Here is a 23135-nt window from a genome sequence, read left to right as displayed (position 1 = left end):
CTGCAACAGCAGGCCGCTATCAACCGGCGCAATCGTCACCTGCGCCTGATCTTCAAGGCTGATGAAACGGCTGCGCAAGGTTTCGTGTCGCGCCACGATCTGCCCCAGCGAGTGTTGCAGCGCTTCGCCATTGAGCCGCCCGCGCAGGCGCAGGCCAATCGGAATGTTGTACGCCGAGTTGCCGCCAGCCATTTGCGCCAGGAACCACAGGCGCTGCTGGGCGAACGACAGCGGCAGCGCCTGATCACGCGGTGCCGGCACAATCTCCGGCAGCGTGCTGCGCCCGGCGCGGTTCAGCACTTCGGCCACCGCGCTCAGGTGCGGATCGGCAAACAATTCACTCAAGGGCAGCTCGACGCCCAGACGCTGGCGCACCTGCGACAGCATGCGCATCGCCAGCAACGAATGCCCGCCGAGTTCGAAGAAGTTGTCATGCCGCCCGACCTGCCCGGTTTGCAGGACCTCGGCCCAGATCTGCGCCAATGCAATTTCCAGCTCGCCCTGCGGCGCAGCATATTCGCGGGTGAACAGCGCCGCCTCATCCGGCTTGGGCAAGGCTTTGCGATCGACCTTGCCGTTGTTGTTCAACGGCAGGTTGTCGAGGGCCACCCACGCACTCGGCACCATGTATTCCGGCAGCCGCGCCTGCAAATGCTCGCGCAGAGTGGCAATGTCCACAGCGCCATCGTGGGCGGTGTAGTAAGCCACCAGCCGCAGCGGCTCCTGAGCATCACGGCGCGCCAGCACCACGGCTTCCTTGATGCCCGGACAGCCCAGCAGGCGGCTCTCGATTTCCCCCAGCTCGATGCGGAAACCCCGGATCTTCACCTGATCGTCATTGCGCCCGATGCAATCGAGTTGCCCCGGTGCCAGCCAGCGTGCGAGGTCGCCGGTGCGATAGAGCAACGCGCCAGGCCGGTCGCTGAACGGATCGCGCAGGAACTTCTCGGCGGTCAGGTCCGGGCGGTTCAGGTAACCCAGCGCCACGCCCTGTCCGCCAATGTACAACTCGCCGGTCACGCCCATCGGCACCGGTTGCTGGTGCGCGTCGAGCACATACACCTGGGTGTTGGAAATCGGCCCGCCAATCGGCACGCTCTCGGCGTTTTCAGCCACCTCAAGCACCTCGAAGGTGGTGGCGTAGGTGGTGGTTTCGGTTGGGCCGTAGCAATGCACGATACGTAGTAGCGGCGCAGCAGCCCGCAGCGTGCGGAACGCCGCCGGATCACCGCGCTCACCACCGCACAACAGGATGCGCAAGCCTTTGAGCGCCTGCGGAATCAGTTGCACGTACTGGTTGAACAGCGCGGTGGTGACGAACAGGATCGTCGCCCCGGAGTTGCTCAGTTCGCGGCCAAAAGCGTTCGGATCGAGCAAGGTCTGGTGATCGATCACCACCACGCGCCCGCCGTTGAGCAACGGGCCCCAGATATCCATGGTGCTGGCGTCGAACGCCGGGTTGGAAGCGAACACCACACGGTCCTGCGCGTTGAAATCGGCATAACCGTTGTTCAGCACCAGACGCCCGATGCCACGGTGCGGAACCATCACGCCTTTTGGGGTGCCGGTGGAGCCGGAGGTGTACATGATGTACGCCAGCGCCTCCGAGCTTTGCGCCAGGTTCGGGTTGTGCGTCGGCTGGCCGCTGAGCTTGAGCCGGTCAAGGTCGATGCGCGGCGCGGCGTAATCGATGGTTTCACTGCTGAGGGTCAACAACGCCACTGCGCGGCAGTCCTCGACCATGAACGCCTGACGCTCGCTCGGCGCATTGATGTCCAGCGGCACATAGGCCGCCGCGCACTTGGCAATCGCCAGTTGCGCCACCAGCAGCTCCAGCGAGCGCGGCAACAGGATCGCCACGTGGTCGCCCGGCTGCACGCCTTGGCCGATCAAATGGTGCGCCAGGCGATTGGCCTGGGCGTTCAGTTCGCCATAACTCAAGGTTTGTCCGCCATGCACGGCGGCGAGGGCTTGTGGGTCGGCCAGCACTTGCCTTTCGAACAGGGCATGCATGGTCAGCGTCTGCGGGTATTCACGCGTGCTGGCGTTGAACTCGACCAGCAGTTGCCGGCGCTCGTCCTGCGACAGAATCGACAACTGATCAACGCTCGACTGCGGCGCCTGTTCCAGCGCGTGCAACAGATTGCCCACGGCCAGTTGCATGTACTCGCAGATGCGCCCGGCGTCGATGCCGTCGCCGGCCATTGCGGTGAAACTGAAGCCTTCGCCCAGGTCATCGACACTCAGGCTCAGCCGGTAGTTGGTGCGTTCCTCGGCATTGAGCAACTGCATGCCTTGCCACGCGCTTGCTGCAGCCCGGGAAGACGCGCCGGCAGTCGCGCTGTGGCGATAGTTGAACAAGGTGCTGAACAACGGCGTGCCGGCAGGCATGGCGCTGCAATGTTGGGCCAGAGCCAATTGCGCATGCTCGTGTTGCAGCAGCGCGTTCAATCGTTGGTGGGTGGCGAGCGCGGCGTCCTTGACCGAGCGCTGGCCCAGATCAATGCGCAATGGCAAGGTGTTGATGAACACCCCCAGCGCCCGCTCGGCGCCCTCGCCCGCTTGCAAGCGGCCCAGCAGCACGGTGCCGAACACCACCGTTTCCCCCCCGGACAGTTGTCCCAGCACCTGCGCCCAGGCCAAATGCATCAGGCTCGCCGCGCTGATGCCCAGACGCCGCGCCTTGGCCCTGACGCGCTGACTCAGGTCCAGGTCGAGCGAGCGCCGGGCTTCTTCACCGAGACCTTGCGCAACACTGCTTTGGCCATACGGCACGCTCGGTTCGCTGACGTCTCCAAGCATTTCGCGGAAGAAGCTTTCGTGCGCCTGAGCGCTCAACCCGGCACGGGTGTGCGCCACATAATTGCGGTACGCCACCGGTTCGGCCAGACGCTGCGCCTGACCGAGCAGGAACGCCTGCATTTCGTGTTGCAGCACTTCCAGTGCCACGTGGTCCATCACCAGGTGATGGAACAGCAGGATCGCCACCACGCGCTGATTGACCGTGTCCGGCGCGTGGACCACACGCAACAGCGGTGCCTGATCGATCGGCATCCGATAGTGACCGGCGTCAAAGCGGCTGCGCAGTTGCTCCAGCGCATCAGCATTCGCCGCGTCCAGCAGCACGCCCTCACAAGCCAGCGGCGCGTGGCGCCAGACCACCTGCACCGGCTCCTCCAGCCCGTCCCAGAACAGCGAAGTACGCAGAATGTCGTGACGCTCGATCACCTGTTGCAAAGCCTGGGTGAAAGCTTCAAAACGTTGCTCGTCGGCGAAGGCAAACTGCGCTTGCAGCACATAAGGGTCGCCCTGAGGCGCCGACAGGTGATGGAAAAAGATCCCCGCCTGCAGCGGCGCCAGCGGATAAATGTCCTGCACGTTGGTGACGCCGCCCGGGATGCTGGCGACGATGCGGTCAATGGCGGCCTGGTCGAGTGCCACCAGCGGCAGCAGCTCGGGGGTGATGCGCGGGCAATCCGCCGCAATGCGGTTGGCCGGCACGTCAGCCTGCGGCTCGCCACCGACAGCCGCGGCCAGTGCAGACAGGGTCGGCTGGTTGAACAACACGCGAACGTCTGCCGTCAGCCCGGCACGACGCATTTTCGCCACCAGGTTGACCGCCAGCAGCGAATGCCCGCCCAGTTCAAAGAAATGATCGTGGCGCCCTACGCGCTCGACGTTGAGCAGCTCGGCCCAAAGCGCGGCGAGCACGGTTTCCACTTCACCGACCGGTGCTTCGTATGCGCGACCCGGTAGCGACGCCAGATCCGGCACAGGCAGTGCCTTGCGGTCGAGTTTGCCGTTGGGGCTCAGTGGCAATGTGTCGAGGTGCACGAACACGGCAGGCACCATGTAATCCGGCAACTGCTCCAACAGATGGCTGCGCAACGCGTCGATGTCCAACGGCTCACCGGTGTAGTACGCCACCAGACGCTTGTCACCGGGCACGTCTTCGCGGGCCAGCACAGCGGTTTCCTGCACGCCGTCGAGCTGGGTCAGGCGTGCCTGGATTTCACCCAGTTCGATGCGCAGGCCACGGATCTTCACCTGATCGTCGTTGCGCCCCAGGTACTCGATATTGCCGTCGGCCAGATAGCGCGCGACGTCGCCGGTGCGGTACAGGCGCCCATGGGCCTGGAAAGGATCGTCGAGGAAGCGTTCGACGTTCAGTTCCGGGCGGTTCAGATATCCGCGGGCCACCTGCACACCACCGATGTACAGCTCGCCGACCACGCCGTGCGGCACCGGTTGCTGCTGTGCGTCGAGGATGTACAGACGGGTGTTGGCAATCGGTTTGCCGATCGGTGTGTTGTCCGGGGTCTGCTCCAGCGGCCCGGCGCAGTTCCACGCGGTCACGTCTACGGCGGCTTCGGTCGGGCCGTAGAGGTTATGCAATTCGCTGCCCGGCAATTGCCGTTTGAAACGCCGCACTACACTGCCCGGCAACGCTTCGCCGCTGCACATCACCTGACGCAAGCCACCGCAGCGTGCGGTGTCGGCGTGGGCGAGGAACACGTCGAGCATCGACGGTACAAAGTGCAGCGTGGTGATGTGTTCACGCTCGATGATTTCGCTCAGATACAGCGGGTCCTTGTGCCCGCCCGGCTGCGCCATGACCAATCGCGCACCGGTCATCAACGGCCAGAAGAATTCCCACACCGACACGTCAAAGCTGAACGGGGTTTTCTGCAGAACGGTATCGGCCGCCGTCAGTTGATAGGCGTCCTGCATCCACAGCAGGCGGTTGACCACCCCGCTATGCTCGTTGATCACGCCTTTCGGCTGACCGGTGGAGCCGGAGGTGTAGATGACGTAGGCGGTGTGCTGCGGGGTCAGTCCAGCGACCGCGAGATTATCCGTCGGCAGCAACTGCCAGTGCGGCTGATCCAGATCGATCAGCGGCACCGCGCCCTCGCCCAGCAATGCGCGGGTCGAACCCTGCACCAGCACCGCCAATGGCGCGCTGTCCTCCAGCATGTAGGCCAGGCGCTCCAGCGGGTACGCCGGATCCAGCGGTACGTAACCGCCGCCGGCCTTGAGGATCGCCAACAGCCCGACCACCATGTCCAGACCACGCTCGACGCAGATTCCGACCCGCGAATCCGGCTGCACACCCAATCCACGCAGGTGCCGCGCCAGTTGATTGGCCCGGGCATTGAGCTCGGCAAAACTCAGGCGCAGCTGATCACTTTGCAACGCGATGGCCTGCGGCGTGCGTGCCACTTGCGCCTCGAACAGACCATGAATGGTCTGTTCGAGGTTGTAATCCACCGCCGTGGCATTGAACCCCTCCAGCAAACGCTGCTGCTCTTCCTGCGCCAGCAGCGGCGCATGTTCCAGCACGGCCTGATCGTTGGCGACCATTGCCTGCAACAGGCGCTGGAAGTAACCGACAAAACGCTGCACGGTTGCCTCGTCAAACAGCGCCGTGGCGTATTCCAGCGAGCCACGAATCGCCCCGCTGGATTCGCCCAGACTCAGCGACAGGTCGAACTTGGCAAAGTGGCTCGGTTCGGCCACGCCTTCCAGTGTCAGTTCGCCAAGGGCCAGCGCCGGGCTTTCGAGGCCGTCCCAGCTCAGCAACGTCTGAAACACCGGGCTGTGCGCCAGGCTGCGTACCGGCCGGGTGATTTCCACCACCTGCTCGAACGGCAGGTCCTGATGCGCCTGCGCTTGCAGGGTTTGCGCCTTGACCCGCGCCAGCAGCGCTTCGACGCTGAGGTCGCCCGATGTATCGATGCGCAGGGCCAGGGTGTTGACGAACATGCCGATCAGGCCTTCGATCTCGGCGCGGGTGCGGTTGGCCACTGGCGAGCCGATGACCACGTCCGACTGCCCGGACAAGCGGCTGAGCAACATCGCCCAGGCACTCATCAGCGTCATGTACAAGGTCACGCCATGGCGCTGGCCCAAGGCCTTGAGCGCGGCGCTCAAACGCTCATCGAGCAGCACTTCGACGCTGCTGCCGGCATAGTCCTGCTGCGCCGGACGCGCACGGTCGGTCGGCAGCATCAGCAGCGCCGGAGCGCCGGCGAGCGTCTGTTGCCAGTACTCGCTCTGACGTTGCAGCACTTCGCCGCTGAGCCAGCGCCGCTGCCACACCGCGTAGTCGGTGTATTGCAGCGCCAGTGGCGGCAACGGGTCCGGCTGACCGTGACTGAACGCCTGATACAGCGCCATCAGTTCGCGGGTCAGTACACCCATCGACCAGCCATCGGAGATGATGTGGTGCAGGGTCAGCAACAGCACATGGTGATCGTCGGCCAACCGCACCAGCCGTCCGCGAATCAGCGGATCGTCCTGCAAGTCGAACGGCCCCGAGGCTTCGCCCTGAATCAGCGCTTGCAGGGTTTCGTCGGGCTGCGGGTGCTGGCGCAGGTCTTCGACCCGCAGCAGCAGGCCGGTATCCACCGGGGCGATCAGCACCTGGGCTTCGTCGTTGAATTGGGCGAAGCGGCTGCGCAGGGTTTCGTGGCGGGCGACGATGCGCGCCAGTGCGCGTTGCAGCGCCGCGTCGTCGAGACGGCCACGCAGGCGCAGGGCCACGGGAATGTTGTAGGCGGTGTTGGCGCCTTCCATTTGTGCGAGGAACCACAAGCGCTGCTGGGCGAACGACAACGGCAAGGCGCCGTCACGCGGTACCGGCAGGATCTGCGGTTGCGCACAGCGTCCGGCCTCGCTCAGCACAGAAGCGACCGCCGCCAGTTCGGCGTTGGCAAACAGATCACTCAGTGCCAACTCGACACCCAGCCGTTGCCGCACCTGCGAGACCATGCGCATCGCCAGCAGCGAGTGGCCGCCCAGTTCGAAAAAGTGATCCTGACGCCCCACCCGCTCGACCTGCAGCACATCAGCCCAGATCTGCGCCAGCGCGGTTTCCACCTCGCCTTCGGGCGCCACGTACTCGCGGGTGAACAACGCTGCCAGATCGGGCGCCGGCAAGGCCCGGCGATCAACCTTGCCATTGGCGGTCAGCGGCAGCGCGGCAAGTTTGACGAACGCTGCCGGCACCATGTATTCCGGCAACCGGCTGAGCAATTGCGCACGCAACTCGCCCACCGGCAGCGCCTCGACCTGCGCCTGTTCGGTGAAATACGCCACCAGTCGCGGCTGCCCGGGCTGGTCTTCGCGGGCCAGCAGCACCGCTTCCTGAATCCCCGGCAACTGGTTGAGGCAGGTTTCGATTTCCCCCAGTTCGATGCGCACGCCACGGATTTTCACCTGATCGTCGTTGCGCCCCAGGTACTCGATCGTGCCGTCTTCGCGCCAGCGCGCGAGGTCACCCGTGCGGTACATCCGCGCGTTGGCAGCCGTACTGAACGGGTCGTGCAGGAAGCGCTCGGCGGTCATTTCCGGGCGATTCAGGTAGCCACGGGCGACACCGGCACCGCCGACGTACAACTCACCGGCAACGCCGATCGGCACCGGGCGTTGCTGCTCGTCGAGCAGGTACACCGTGGCGTTGCTCACCGGTTTGCCGATGTGCAGCGCATCGCCGCTTTCCACCAGGCCCGAGGTCGCGACCACCGTGGCCTCGGTCGGGCCGTAATTGTTGATCACGTCGAAATGCTGGTGGCGGTTGAACTGCCGCAAGCGATCGCCGCCGATCAGCAGCGTGCGCAAGGTCGGGTGATCGAGGTGCTGGCTGAAGGCGTATTCGGCCACCGGCGTTGGCAGGAAGCTCACGTCCAGCGGCTGCGCGCACCACCAGGCCAGCAGCGCGTCGATGTCTTCAACGCCCTCGTGGGTCGGCGCCAGATGCAGGGTCGCGCCCGCGCACAGCGCCGGCCAGACTTCCCAGGCCATGGCGTCGAAACCGAAACCGGCCAGGCTCGAGGTGTGGCGCCCGGCACACAGATCGAACGCTGTGCAGTGCCAATCGACCAGATTGCTCAAGGTGTGATGCTCGACCATCACGCCCTTGGGCAGGCCGGTGGAGCCGGAGGTGTAGATCACGTAGGCCAGGTGCCGAGGCGTCAGGCCCGGCACTTGTGGGTCAGGCGCCGCACTCGACGGCCAGGTGCAGCGGTCGAGTTCAATCACCGGCACGGCCAGCGCCGGCAAGCGCTCGCGCAGATTGCTTTGGGTCAGGACCACCACTGGCGCGCTGTCGCCCAGCAGATAGTTCAGGCGCTCGGCCGGGTGTGCCGGGTCAATCGGCACATAACCGGCGCCAGCCTTGAGAATCGCCACCAGGCCGATCAAAGTGTCCAGGCCCCGACGCGCGACGATCGCCACGCGGGCGTCCGGGCGTACGCCCAGATCGATCAGGTGCAGGGCCAGGGCATTGGCGTGCTGATTCAACTCGGCGTAGGTCAGCGTCTGCCCCTGAAACTCTGCCGCGATGGCTTGCGGGCGCTCGGCCACCTGAGCCTCGATCCGCTGTGCGATGGTCAGTGGTTGCGGATAGTCGGCCCGGGTGGCATTGAACGCGACGAGCACTCGCTCGCGCTCCGCTTCGGGCAGGATCGACAATTGATCGAGCGGTGTCTGCGGCGCCTGCTGCAGCGCCAGCGTGAGGTTTTCCAGCGCGCACATCATGTAGGCGCAAACCCGCTGCGGATCGATCTGGCGACTCGCCAACAGGTTCAGGCTGAAGCTGTCGCCATAGTCATCGATACTCAGCGCCAACGGATAGTTGGTGCGTTCCTCCGAATGCAGCATGCCGATGCCTTCCCAGGCGGCGTGCGCCTCGGCGTCGGTTGCGTGGGCGTTGTGACGGTAATTGAGCAAGGTACTGAACAGTGGCGTCGGCGCGCTGACCCCGCTGCATCGCTGGGCCAGTGCCAGCGGTGCATGTTCGTGGCGCATCAGGGTCGTCAGGCGTGCATGCGTGGCCTTCACCGCGGCGCGCACGTCTTGTCCGTTCACATCCACCCGCAGCGGCAAGGTGTTGATGAAAATGCCCAGCGCCCGCTCGGTGGCCTCGGCGCCCTGCAGACGGCCCATCAGCACCGTGCCGAACACCACTTGCGGCTTGCCGGCGACCACCGCCAGCACTTGCGCCCAGGCCAGGTGAAACAGGCTCGCGGCACTCACGCCGAGCTGCCGCGCCTGCTCCCGCAGTCCCTCGCCCAGCGCTGCCGTCAGCGGCAGGCACAGCTCGGCAATGTCATGTCCTTCACCCTGCACGTCGTGCAGACCGAACGGCAGCGTCGGCTCGTCGATGTCACCCAGCATCTCGCGAAAGAACGCCTCATGCTGCGCTTCACTGATCCCCAGCCGCGCCTGCGCCACATAATTGCGAAACGGCACCGGTTGGCCCAACTGTGCGAGCCGCCCGGACAGGCAAGCCTGCATTTCCTGGCTGAGCACCGCCAGTGCCGAGTGGTCCATGGCCATGTGGTGAAACAGCAGAATGCCGACCACTCGCTGACCGATATCGTCCCAGGCATGCACCAGGCGCAGCAGCGGCGCCCGGGTCACGTCGAGGCGAAACCGCCGCGCATCGAAGCGTTGCTGCAACTGCGTGAGCACGTCGCCATCGGCGCTGTCGAGCAGCACCTCCTCGACCGGCAATTGCGCCTGGCGCACCACCACTTGCAGCGGCGTATCCAGGCCATCCCAGACCATCGCGGTGCGCAGGATGTCATGCCGGTCGATGACGGCCTGCAACGCACCGATGAACGCCTGCAAGCGTTCGCGCCCGGCGAACTCGAACTGCGCCTGCATCACGTAGGGGTCGCCCTGGGTGGCACTGATGTGGTGATAGAGCATGCCTTCCTGCAACGGTGCCAACGGATAAATATCCTGCACATTGGCGGCACCGCCCGGCACCCCGTCGACGATACGCGACAGGGTCGGCTGATCGACTTCGGCCAGCGTCACCATCGCCGGGGTGATGTGTGTGCTGCCGGGCACGATGCCATTGGCCGGCACCTCGACCTGACCGATGCGCGCCGCCGAATATTCACCGGCCGAGATCAGCCCGATCAGCGCCGGTTTGTGCTCACGCAACGCCGCCAGCAGTGCCGGATCGCTCAAGGCCTGCTTGTTGCCGTTCACCCGCAACTGGTCGTCCGTGACCGTCAACTGGATGTCTTTTGCCTTCAGTGTCGCCAACAGTTCGAGCACATTCACAGGACGATCTCCATTCTTTCTGTAATTGCGGCGTAGCCGGCCAGTGTCGGTTGTTCGAACAACGCCCTGACATCAGCTTCCATGCCTTCCTGACGCAAGCGGCCGATCAGGCTGACCGCGAGCAATGAGTGACCACCCAGTTCAAAGAAATGATCGTTACGCCCTACCCGCTCCACGTTGAGCAACTCGGCCCACAGCCGTGCGAGGAGGATTTCCACTTCACCGACCGGTGCTTCGTATTCACGGCTGAGGGCCGCGGTGTGATCAGGCAGCGGTAAGGCATTGCGGTCGAGTTTGCCGTTGGGGCTCAGTGGCCAGGCGTCGAGGTGCACGAACAGCGCCGGCACCATGTAGTCCGGCAGATGCTCGAGCAGATGGCTGCGCAACGACTCGATTTCCAGCCGTTCGCCGGTGTAGTACGCCACCAGTCGCTGGCCGCCCGTGGCCTCCTCGCGGGCCAGCACCAGGGCATCCTGCACGCCGCTGATCTGGCTCAGGCGCGCCTGGATTTCTCCCGGTTCGATGCGCAGGCCGCGAATCTTCACCTGATCATCGTTGCGCCCCAGGTATTGCACGCTGCCGTCGGGCAGATAACGACCGATGTCCCCGGTGCGATACAGACGCGCGCCCGGTGTTGCGCTGAACGGGTCGTCGAGGAAGCGTTCAGCACTCAATTGCGCCCGGTTGAGGTAACCGCGCGCCACCTGCACGCCACCCAGATACAGCTCGCCGATCACGCCTTGCGGCACCGGCTGGCGCTGCGCATCGAGAATGTACAGGCGGGTATTGGCGACCGGTTTGCCGATCGGTGGCAGGTCGCCCGTCAGTGGTGTGTGCGGCTCGAGCGTCCACAGCGTGCTGTCGACAGTGGCTTCGGTCGGCCCGTAGACGTTGTGCAGGCGCACCTGCGGCAGACGCTCGCGCACGCTGTGCACCAGCGCCGCCGTCAACTCGCCTCCGCCGCAGAAAATGTCGGTCAGACTGCGGCACTCGGCGACGTCCCGGGCTTCGAGGAACTGCTGCAGCAAGGCCGGCACGAACTGGATCACGCTGATCTGTTGCTCGCGAATCACTTCGCTCAGGTAGTCAGGGTCACGCTGCCCGTCCGGGCGTGCCAGCACCAGACGCTGGCCCGAAGTCAGCGGCCAGAACAGCTCCCACACCGAGGCATCGAAACTCAACGGAGTCTTGTGCAGCAACGCACCTTGCGCAGAGGTCGGGCAGGTGCGCGCGCTCCATTGCACCAGGTTGCACAGGCCCCGGTGCTCGACCATCACCCCTTTCGGCGTCCCGGTGGAGCCGGAGGTGTAGATCACGTAGGCGAGGTTCGCCGCACTGAGCCCCGGCACCTGCGGATCGCTGTCCTGGTGGCCCTGCCAGTCGTGCTGATCCAGATCCAGCAGCGGCACGCCGAAATCGCCGAGCAACGTGCGGGTCGAGCCGTGCACCAGTGCCACCCGCGGCGCACTGTCGCGCAGCATATGGCTCAGGCGCTCGGCCGGGTAACCCGGATCCAGCGGCACATAGGCACCACCCGCCTTGAGGATGCCGAGCAGACCGATCAACAGCTCCAGCCCGCGCTCGACACAGATCGCCACCGGGATGTCCGGCCCGACGCCTTGAAGGCGCAGGTGATGGGCGAGTCGGTTGGCCTGCGCATTGAGTTCGCGATAACTCAATTGACGTTCACCGGCTTGCGCGGCAATCGCCTGTGGCGTGCGTCGGGCCTGAGCCTCGAACATCCCGTGAATGGTCTGCTGCAGATCGAAATCGACCTCGGTGGCATTGAAGTCCACCAGCAACCTGTGCCGTTCTGGCGCCTGCAACACCGTCAGGCGATTGAGCGACTGTTGCGGGGCCTGCTCCAGCGCCTGGGCCAATGCCGCTAGCGCCATCTGCATGTACCCGCCTATCCGCGCAGCGCCGATGTGCGCCGGGGTCAGCGTGGTCAGGTAAAAACCGTCGCCCAGATCGTCGACACTCAGGCTCAGCGGATAGTTGGTGCGCTCCTCGCTGGAGAGGTTTTCGATACCTTGCCAGGTCAGGCGATTGGCTTGCTGCTGTTGTTCGTTGACGCTGTGCCGGTAATTGAGCATCGCGCTGAACAGTGGCGCCGGCGCCGCCACCCCGCTGCAACGCTGGGCCAGCGCCAGCGACGCATGCTCATGGCCGAGCAACGCGGTGAGTTGCGCATGGGTCGCACGCACGCCGGCCCGCACCGAGGTGTCGCCCAGGTCCACGCGCAACGGCAAGGTGTTGATGAACATCCCCAGGCCGCGATCGGCACCGGTACCGCCCTGCATCCGCCCCAGCAATACCGTGCCGAATACCACACGGTCCTGCCCGCAGGTCGCTGCCAGGACTTGCGCCCAGGCCAGGTGGAACAGGCTCGCGACGCTCACGCCCAACTGCCGCGCCTGACTGCGCAAGCGCAGGGCCAAGGCCTCGGGCACGCTCTGGCGCACTTCCTCGATGTCATTGCCGTCGCCGCGTACATCCAGCAGACCGAACGGCAGCGTCGGCTCGTCGATATCACCGAGCATCGCGCGAAAGAACGTTTCGTGTTCCTGCTCGCTGACGCCCAGACGCGTCTGCGCCACGTAATTGCGGTACGGCACGGACGGCATCGGCGCTTCGCCCTGCCCGAAGAGAATCGCCTGCATTTCCTGCTGCACCACTTCCAGCGCGGTGTGGTCCATGGCGATGTGATGGAACAGCAGCATGGCGACGACCCGGTCATTGACCGGATCCTGCGCATACACCAGACGAATCAACGGTGCCTGACTGATATCGATCCGGTAATGCCGCGCGTCGAAACGCTCGTACAACTGCGCCAGAACATCACCGGCCGCCGGGTCGAAAGCGACTTCCTGCACTGGCAGTTCGGCGTCGCGCCAAACCACCTGCACTGGCGTTGCCAACCCTTGCCAGACCACCCCGGTACGCAGGATGTCGTGCCGGCTCATGACCTGGCGCAGAGCAGCAGCGAAAGCCTGGAAACGCTCAAGGCTGTCGAAGGCCAGGCGCGATTGCAACAGGTACGGATCGCCGCGCTCGGCGGTGATGTAGTGATAAAGAATGCCTTCCTGCAACGGCGCCAGCGGATAAATATCCTGCACGTTGGCCGCCCCGCCCGGCACCGTCGCGACGATGCGCTCGAGGCTGTCCTGATCCAGCTGCACCAGCGTCAGCAGGTCCGGGGTAATGCGCGTGCATCCGGGCGCAATCAGGTTGGCCGGCACCGCGACTTCGCGACCGCTGCCCACGGCGGCGGCCAGTGCGGCGAGGGTCGGCTGGCTGAACAGCACGCGCACGTCGGTGCTCAGGCCGAGCTGACGCATGCGCTCGATCAGGGTCACTGCCAGCAACGAATGGCCGCCCAGTTCGAAGAAGTTGTCGTGTCGCCCGACCTGTTCGACCTGCAACACCTCGGCCCAGACCTGCGCCAGCGCAGTTTCCACCGAGCCTTGCGGCGCCTCATATTCGCGGCTGAGCCAGGCGTCCTGATCCGGTTCGGGCAAAGCCTTGCGGTCGAGTTTGCCGTTGGCGGTGAGCGGCAGCGCTGGCAGGCGCACGTAAGCGGCGGGCACCAGTGCCTGCGGCAAGCGTGCCTGCAGATGCAGCCGCAGGTCTTCGATGTCGACCGCCGTGCGCGCAGTGAACCAGGCAATCAGGCGCGCCTCGCGCACCAGCACCACCGCATCCTGCACCGCCGGATGGCTGGACAGCGCGGCGTCGATTTCCCCCAGTTCCACACGCACGCCACGCAGTTTGACCTGATCGTCGTTACGCCCCAGGTACTCGATGTTGCCATCGGCCAGCCAGCGCGCCAGGTCGCCGGTGCGGTACATGCGCGCCTGCGGTTCGTCGCTGAACGGGTCTTCGAGGAAGCGTTCGGCAGTCAGCTCAGGACGGTTCAGGTAACCCCGGGCCACGCCCGCGCCACCGACGTACAACTCGCCGGCGACCCCGACCGGTACCGGGCGTTGCAGGTCATCAAGCAGATAAACCCTGGCATTGCTCATCGGCCGGCCGATGTGCAGCAACTGTCCGGCATTGACCTGTCCGGAGGTTGCAACCACCGTGGCCTCGGTCGGCCCGTAGTTGTTGATCACCGCAAAGCTTTGCTCGCGATTGAACTGGCGCAGGCGATCGCCGCCGATCAGCAGCGTGCGCAACGTCGGGTGCTGCAGTTCACGGCTGAACGCGTATTCGGCGATTGGCGTCGGCAGGAAACTCACCTGCAATGGCTGCCCGCGCCACCAGTCGAGCAAGTCATCCAGGTGTTCGTTGCTGATCGACGGCGGCGGCAGGTGCAGGGTCGCGCCGACGCACAACGCCGGCCAGACTTCCCAGGCCATCGCGTCGAAACCAAATCCGGCGACGCTGGCGGTGTGGCTGCCGGCGCGCAGGTCGAACGCCTCGCAGTGCCAGTGCACCAGGTTTTCCACGGTCGCGTGTTCGACCATCACACCTTTCGGCTGGCCAGTCGAGCCGGAGGTGTAGATCACGTAGGCCAGATGCGCCGGGGTCAGCGTCGGCAGCAGTGGATTGGAGTCCGGCAGGGCCTGCCAGACGGGGTTGTCCAGATCGATCACCGGCACCCGGCCCAGCAGGTCGCGGGTCGAGGCCTGCGCCAGCACCGCCACCGGATCGCTGTCCTGCAACAGGTACGCGATGCGTTCGGCCGGGTATGCCGGATCGACCGGCACATAACCGGCGCCGGCCTTGAGGATTGCCAGCATCGCGACCAGCATCTGCGGGCCGCGTTGCAGGCACACGGCAATCCGGTCGTCCGGTTGCACGCCGAGGCCGAGCAAGTGATGGGCCAGGCGATTGGCCTGCTGATTGAGTTGCGCATAGGTCAGTTGCTGCGCGCCTTGCACCACCGCCAGCGCCTGCGGTTGCTGCTCGGCCTGCACTTGCACCAGGGCCTGAATCGTCGCGCCGCGCGGGTATGCCGCCGCTGTCGGGTTGAAACCGACCAGCAAGTGCTCGTATTCCTCCACCGAAAGAATCGGCAAGCGGTTGAGCGGGCGTTGCGGCGCCTGTTCCAGCGCGTTCACCAGATGCTCAAGCGCGGTGTGCATGTAGCCGCAGATGCGCTGCGCGCCGATCTGCGCCAGCGCCAGCACTGCCAAGGCAAAACCTTCGCCCAGGTCGTCGACGCTGAGGGTCAGCGGGTAGTTGCTGCGCTCTTCGCCACCGAGCAACTGCACACCTTCCCAGATGCCCTGACCGTCACGCGGCTGCGCTTCGGCCGCGCTGTGCCGGTAGTTGAGCAAGGCGCTGAACAGCGGCGCGCCGGACACCGCACTGCAGCGTTGGGCCAGCGCCAGTGGCGCATGCTCGTGGGCCAGCAGCGCGGTCAGCCGTGCGTGGGTAGTCTTGACCGCGCTGCGCACGCCTTCGCTGACGTCCACGCGCAACGGCAAGGTGTTGATGAACACCCCCAGCGTACGGTCGGCGCCCTCGCCGCCCTGCAGGCGGCCCATCAGCACCGTGCCGAACACCACGTCGCGGCGGTTGGCAAGCACGCCCAGCACCTGCGCCCAGGCCAGGTGCATCAGGCTCGCCGGGCTGACACCGAGTTGCCGGGCCTGCTCACGCAGACGCCAGGTCAGTTCGGGATCGACCGCTTGCTGCGCCTCTTCGATGTCACCGCCATCACCCTGCACGTCGTGCAGACCGAACGGCAGCGTCGGTTCGTCGATATCGCCGAGCATGTCGCGGAAAAATGCCTCGTGTTCCTGCTCACTGGCGCCCAGTCGCGCCTGCGCCACGTAGTTGCGGTACGGCATCGGCGTGCTCAGGCGGTCGGCCTGATCGAACATGAACGCGCGCATTTCCTGCCCCACCACCTCCATGGCGGTATGGTCGAGGATCAAGTGCTGGAACAGCACGATGGCCACCACCCGTTGCTGCGCCGGGTCTTCGGCGTAGACGATGCGCATCAGCGGCGCCTGGGTCAGGTCGAGACGGTTGTGCCGGGCATCGAAGCGCGCGTGCAACTGTTCAAGGACATCGCCCTGCGCCGGGTCCAGCGCCACGTGCTGCACCACCAGCGGCGCCTGGCGCCAGACTACTTGCTGCGCGCTCGCCAACCCTTCCCAGACCACGCTCGTGCGCAGAATGTCGTGACGGGCGATGACTTTTTGCAGGCTGTCGGCGAAACCCTGCAAACGGTCGAGGTTGTCGAACGCCAGCCGCGATTGCAGCAGGTACGGATCGCCCTGCTCGGCGCTCAAGTGGTGGTAAAGAATGCCCTCTTGCAACGGCGCCAGCGGATAGATGTCCTGCACGTTCGCCGCCCCGCCCGGCACCGTGGCGACAATGCGCTCGATGCTCGGCTGATCGAGTTCGGTCAGGGTCAGCATGTCCGGGGTGATGTGCGTGCAGCCATCCGGAATGCGGTTGGCCGGCACTTCGATCTCGCGGCCGCTGCCCACGGCGGCGGCCAGTGCGGCGAGGGTCGGCTGGCTGAACAGCACGCGCACATCGGCGCTGAGGCCGAGTTGGCGCATGCGTTCGATCAGGCTCACCGCCAACAGCGAATGCCCACCCAGTTCAAAGAAGTGGTCGTGGCGGCCGATGCGCTCGACCTTGAGCAGATCACTCCAGATCTGCGCCAGGGCGATTTCGACCTCGCCCTGTGGCGCGGCGAATTCGCGGCTGAGCCGCGCGCCTTCATCCGGCGCCGGCAAGGCCTTGCGGTCCAGCTTGCCATTGGCGGTCAGTGGCCAGGCTTCAAGGCGTACGTAGGCCGAAGGCAACATGTAGTCCGGCAACCGACCTTGCAGTTGTTCGTGCAGGTCGCTGATTGCCGGCGCGTGAGCGTTGTCCTGCGCGGTGAACCAGGCCACCAGTCGTTTGTCCCCGGGCACGTCTTCACGCAGCAGGACCACGGCGTCGCGCACACCGGCGCATTCGGCCAGGCGGTTTTCGATCTCGCCCAGCTCGATGCGATAGCCGCGAATTTTCACCTGCTGATCGTTGCGTCCCAGGTATTGCAAGGTGCCGTCGGCCAACCAGCACACCAGATCGCCGGTGCGGTACATCAGCTCACCCGGGACTTCGCTGAACGGGTCGGCGAGGAATTTCTCGCGGGTCAGTTGTGGCTGGTTCAGGTACCCCTTCGCCACCCCCGCGCCGCCCATGTACAGCTCGCCGACGGCGCCCACCGGCAACGGCTGCTGACGCGCATCGAGCACGTAGGCGCGGGCGTTTCCGATCGGCCGGCCAATCGGAATGCTGCCGGCCTCCAGCGCACGGATTTCATGGGTGGTGGAAAAGGTCGTGGCCTCGGTCGGGCCGTAGCCGTTGAGCAGGTGCTGCGGCGCGCCGTCACGCAGAACCCGGGCGATCACCGCCGGGTCCAGCACATCACCGCCGACCAGCAGATAACGCAAGCGACGGAACGCCGGCATCAGGTCATCAGCGTATTGGTGAAACAGCCCGGCGGTCAGCCACAACACGCTGACGGCTTGCGCCAGCAGCTCGTTGAGCAAGCCTTCGCGGGACAGCACCTGGTTCTGATCGATCACCACTACCGCGCCGCCGTTGAGCAGCGGCGCCCAGACTTCGAAGGTACTGGCATCGAACGCCGGGTTGGAGGCGAAGGCGACCCGATCACTGGCGTTGAACTCGGCGTAGCCATTGTTGATGACCAATCGGCTGATCGCCCGGTGCGGCACCAGCACGCCTTTCGGTGCGCCGGTGGAGCCGGAGGTGTACATGATGTACGCCAGCGCTTCGGCGGACTGCGGCAGGTTCGGGTTGTGCGCCGGATACTCGGCCGGCGTCAGCGTGTCGAGGTCCAGGCGCCGCGCCGGGTAGCCGACGGTTTCGCTGCTGCGGGTCAACAGCAGCACCGCGCGGCTGTCCTGCACCATGTAGCCCTGCCGGTCGGCCGGGGCGTTGATGTCCAGCGGCACGTACACCGCGGCGCACTTGCTGATTGCCAGTTGGCACACCAGCAACTCCAGCGAACGCTCAAGCAAGGTCGCAACGCTGTGCCCCGGCTGCACGCCGAGGCCGATCAGATGATGGGCCAGGCGGTTGGCGCGCTGGTTCAGTTGCTCGTAGCTCAGGCGCTGTTCGCCCTGCACCGCCGCCAATGCTGCGGGACGGCGTGCAGCCTGGGCTTCGAACAAGCGATGCACGGTCTGCTCGCGCGGATACTCGCGACCGGTGATGTTGAAACCGACCAACACCCGTTGACGTTCGCTCGGCGAGAGAATCGACAACTGTTGCAGCGGCGTCGCCGGGTTGTCTTCCAGCGCCAGCAGCAGATGGTGCAACGCGGTTTGCAGGTAATCGCCGACCCGCGTGCCATCGACCTGCGGCAAGGCCTGCACCGTCAGTCGGAAGCCTTCGCCCAGATCGTCGACGTTGACCACCAGCGGGTAGTTGCTGCGCTCGCGGGAGCTGAGAATTTCGATCCCGTCCCAGGCCACGCCTGCCGATTTCTCAGAACTATGGCGGTAGTTGAGCAAGGTGCTGAATAGCGGCAGCGCCGCAGAAACGCCGCTGCAACGCTGGGCCAACGAGAGTGATGCCTGTTCGTGCGCGAGCAGTTGCGCCAGACGTTCATGGGTAGCACGCACGCCCTGTTGCACCGCGGTCGCGCCGACACTGACCCGCAGCGGCAAGGTATTGATGAACATGCCCAGGGCCCGCTCGGCACCTTCGCCACCCTGCATGCGCCCGAGCAGCACGGTGCCAAACACCACCTCTTCGCGCCCCGAGACCTGCGCCAGTACCTGACCCCAGGCCTGATGCACCAGGCTCGCCGCGCTGATGCCGAGCCGCCGCGCCTGTTCACGCAAACGGCGGGCAACGCTTGAATCCAGTGCCTGTACGGTGTCGACAACCGTGCTGCCGTCGCCATGCACGTCCTGCAGACCGAAGGCCACGGTCGGCTCGTCGATGTCGCCAAGCATGTCGCGGAAGAACGCTTCATGCGCCTGGGCATTGGCCTGCTGTTGCGCCTGTGCGACGTAGTTGCGGTACTGCACCGGCGTCGGCAGGTCGCGACCACTTGGCTGCAGACTGTCGTTCATTTCCGCCAGCAACACTTCCAGTGCGGTGTGGTCGAGCACGATGTGATGCAGCAACAGGATGCCGATCCAGCGCTGGTGTTCGCGGTCTTCGGTGTAGGCCAGGCGCATCAGCGGTGCGCGGCGCAGGTCGAGGCGATAGTGGCGCGGGTCAAAGCGCGCCTGCATCTGCTCCAGCACGTCGCCTTCCAGCAGGTCGGCGTCGACGCGCTCCAGCGCCAGTGGCGCTTCACGCCAGACCACTTGCATCGGTTCTTCAAGGCCTTCCCAGACCACGCTGGTGCGCAGGATGTCGTGACGTTCGATCACCGCGTTGAGTGCACGGACGAAAGCCTTGATCTGCGCCAGGCCGGCGAAGGCGAATTGCGCCTGCAGCACGTACGGATCCCCGGCACTGGTTGCCAGGTGGTGATAGAGAATCCCCGCCTGCAACGGCGCCAGCGCATAGATGTCCTGCACATTGGCGACGCCGCCGGGGACCGTCGCCACGATGCGGTCGATCCCGGCCTGATCCAGCACCGCCAACGGCAGCAGGTCCGGGGTGATTTGCGTGCAGTCGGGGCCGATCAGACTGGCCGGGGCCGCAACGGTGTGGCCGCTGCCCAGGGTCGCGGCCAGCGCCGCCACGCTCGGCTGGCCGAACAGCACGCGCACGTCGCACTGCAAATCGTGCTGCCGCATGCGCTCGATCAGTTTCACCGCCAGCAGCGAATGGCCGCCAAGTTCAAAGAAATTGTCATGCCGCCCGACCTGTTCGACACCGAGCAGGGTCTGCCAGAGGCCGGCGATCAGCGTTTCCACGTCGCCCACCGGGGCCTCGAAGCCGCGACGGGCGAAGGCATCGCTGTCGGGTTGCGGCAAGGCTTTGCGGTCGAGCTTGCCGTTGGTGGTCAGCGGCAACGCCTCGAGGCGCACAAAGGCGCTCGGCACCATGTACTCGGCCAGCGATAGCAGCAACTCGTCACGCAATTGCGCGGCGCTCGGCTCAGGCCCTTCGGCGGCCAGCCAGTAGGCGACCAGCCGCTGATCGCCGGGGCTGTCTTCGCGTGCGATCACCACCGCCTCGCGCACACCGGCGCAAGCTGCAAGGCGTGCTTCGATCTCGCCCAACTCGATGCGGAAGCCCCGGATCTTCACCTGATCGTCGTTGCGCCCCAGGTATTCAAGGCTGCCATCTGCGGTCCGCCGTGCGAGGTCGCCGGTCTTGTACAGACGCGCCTCGGCACGCCCGCTGAACGGGTCGGCAATAAAGCGTTCCGCGGTCAGCGCCTCGCGATTGAGGTAGCCACGGGCAACCCCAGCACCGCCCACGTACAACTCGCCGATCACGCCGGTGGGCACCGGTTCGCGCTGCGCATCGAGCACGTACAGTTGCAGGTCGGGAATGCCCACGCCAATCGGACTGCGCCCAACAGATTGCGCATCCGCCGCCACCAACGGTCGATAAGTGACGTGCACGGTGGTTTCGGTGATGCCGTACATGTTCACCAGGCGTGTGCCGGCATTGCCGACCCGGGCGTACCAGGGTTTGAGCACACCCGGTTCGAGGGCCTCGCCACCGAAGATCACTTCACGCAGCGAATGCTGCAACGGGCTGCGGCCCTGCGCCGAGATCAACTGACGGAAGGCGCTTGGGGTCTGATTGAGCACGGTCACGCCGCTGCGGCACAGCAACGCGTAGCAGTCGTCCGGCGCGCGGCTGACCGCCTGCGGCACCAGCAGCAACTGGCCGCCAAACGCCAGCGCGCCCCAGATTTCCCACACCGAGAAATCGAAGGCGAAGGAATGGAACAGCGCCCACACGTCCTGCGGATTGAAGTTGAACCAGTCATGGGTTGCCGAAAACAGCCGCACCACGTTTCGGTGTTCGACCATCACGCCTTTGGGCAGCCCGGTGGAACCCGAGGTGTAGATCACGTAGGCGAGATGACTTGGAGTGAGCTCGGGAATGTGCGGATTGCTGCTGAGTTCAGCCTGCAACTGCACGCTGTCCAGATCGATGATCGGCACGTTGAGCGCGCCAACCCTGTCCAGCGTATCGGCCTGGGTCAATACCGCCACCGGGGCGCTGTCCTGCAAGGTGTAGGCAATGCGCTCCAGCGGATACGCCGGGTCGATCGGCACATAACCGGCGCCGGCCTTGAGCACGCCGAGCAGAGCGATGATCATTTGCGGGCCACGCTCGACACAGATCGCCACGCGCTGATCCGGGCGAATGCCCCGCGCCAGCAGGTGATGCGCAAGTTGATTGGCGCGGCGGTTGAGTTCGCCGTAGCGCAGCGTCTGCTCTTCGAAAATCAGCGCGGTGGCCTCGGGCCGCGCCAGTGCGTGGGCTTCGAACTGTTGATGAATCAACGGTGTTTCGGGGAACTGTGGCAACGGCGAGTTGACCCCATGCACCAGGTATTCACGCTCGGCGGCCGGCAGAATATTCAGCCGTTGCAGCGACGCATCCGGGGTCGTTTGCAAGGCTTGCAACAGGCTGCGCAATGCCGTGTGCAGATAGCCGGCAATGCGTTCGGCGCCCAGCGCTGCATCCGCCAGCGCGGTGATGCGCAAGTCCTCGCCGAGGTCATCGATGTTGATCGTCAGCGGATAGTTGGTGCGCTCGCGGGCGCCCAGCACCTGCACACCCGGAACCAGCTCGCTGACGTCAGCAATCTCTTCGCGGCTGCTGTGGCGGTAGTTGAGGATTGCGCTGAACAACGGCGTCGGCACTGCCACCGCGCTGCAGCGCTGGGCCAGCGCCAGTGACGTCTGCTCATGGCCGAGCAATGCGGTCAGGCGCCGATGAGTGGCCAGCACCCCGGCACGCACGCCGTCCTGCCCGACATCCACTCGCAGCGGCAAGGTGTTGATGAACATCCCCAGCGCTTGCTCGCCGCCCTCACCCGCCTCCATCCGCCCCAGCAGTACGGTGCCGAACACCACCGCCGTGCGCCCCGACAACTGCCCGAGCACCCGCGCCAGCGCCAAGTGCATCAGGCTGGCGACGCTGACCCCGAGCTGACGCGCCTGGCCGCGCAGTTGCCGGCTGAAATCGGTGTCGAGCATCAGCAAGGCTTCTTCGATGCCCTGGCCGTCGCCTTGCACATCCTGCAAACCACAGGGCAAGGTCGGCTCGTCGATGTCGGCGAGCATCTCGCGGAAGAACTGTTCGTGAACCTGTTCATCCAGGCTCAGGCGCGCCTTGGCCAGGTGATCGCGGTACGGCACCGCCGGCCCGACCTGCGCGGCCTGGCCGAGCAAATGCGCACGGGTTTCCCGGCGCACCACGTCGAGGGCGACGTGGTCCATGATCAGGTGATGGAACAGCAGCAAGGCGACCACGCGCCCGTTGATCGGGTCTGCGGCGTGAACCAGACGCAGCAGCGGTGCCTGCTGCACGTCGAGCCGGAAGGACCGTGGATCGTGGCGCTCCAGCAGTTGCGTCAGCACATCCACGCCCGGATCCAGGGCGATTTCTTCGCAGTGCAGCGGTGCATGTCGTTGCACCACTTGCAACGGTTCATCCAGGCGCTCCCAGACGAATGAGGTGCGCAGGATATCGTGCCGCTCGATCATCCATTGCAGCGCCTCGGCGAAGGCGTCCAGGCGTTCGCGACTGTCAAAGGCGAACCGCGCCTGCGACACATACGGATCACCAGCAGGCGCCGACAAGTGCAGGTAAAGCATGCCTTCCTGCAGCGGGGCCAACGGGTAAATGTCCTGCAGGTTGGCAGCGCCGCCGGGTATGTTGGCGACCAGCCGATCGATGGTGAGCTGATCCAGCTGCACCAGCGGCAGCATGTCCGGGGTGATGCGAAATGCCGGGCTCAGCCAGTCGCCACCGTGACGGGCGACCAGCTCCAGCAATTGCGCCTTGTGCGCAGCGAGGCTGTCCCACAACGCATCGTCCAGCGCGTCGTCGCTGCCCAGAATGACCAAGTCTTCATCTTCCTGTTGAAGGCGGATCGCATGGGTGGAAATAACAGCCATCAGTTCGCTGAAATGCAT

2 protein-coding genes (1 of these 2 cut by a window edge) are annotated in these 23135 nt (G+C 65.3%); both read right to left on the bottom strand.

Annotated features, from left to right (window positions below; genetic code table 11):
- On the bottom strand, positions 1-10080 hold the 5' portion of the coding sequence (locus AC1UK9_RS11770) for a non-ribosomal peptide synthase/polyketide synthase (protein WP_482580143.1). 7758 nt of this gene lie to the left of the window's left edge; 10080 of the gene's 17838 nt are visible here — the first part of the coding sequence; the start codon lies at positions 10078-10080; its stop codon lies beyond the left edge, outside the window.
- A complete protein-coding gene (locus AC1UK9_RS11765; RefSeq protein ID WP_482580142.1) occupies positions 10077-23135 on the bottom strand; it encodes an amino acid adenylation domain-containing protein in 13059 nt (4352 codons plus the stop codon). Before AC1UK9_RS11765 ends, AC1UK9_RS11770 begins: the two co-directional genes overlap by 4 nt.

It is taken from the genome of Pseudomonas sp. AK-TSAG1-1 (assembly GCF_056821665.1).
The sequence above is the reverse complement of the archived record's forward strand: the minus strand, read 5'-3'. Positions and strand labels throughout refer to the sequence as shown.

Coding starts and splice junctions, on each gene's coding strand:
- AC1UK9_RS11765 (WP_482580142.1), bottom strand. CDS start 23,135: ATGCATTTCAGCGAACTGATGGCTGTTATTTCCACCCATGCGATCCGC.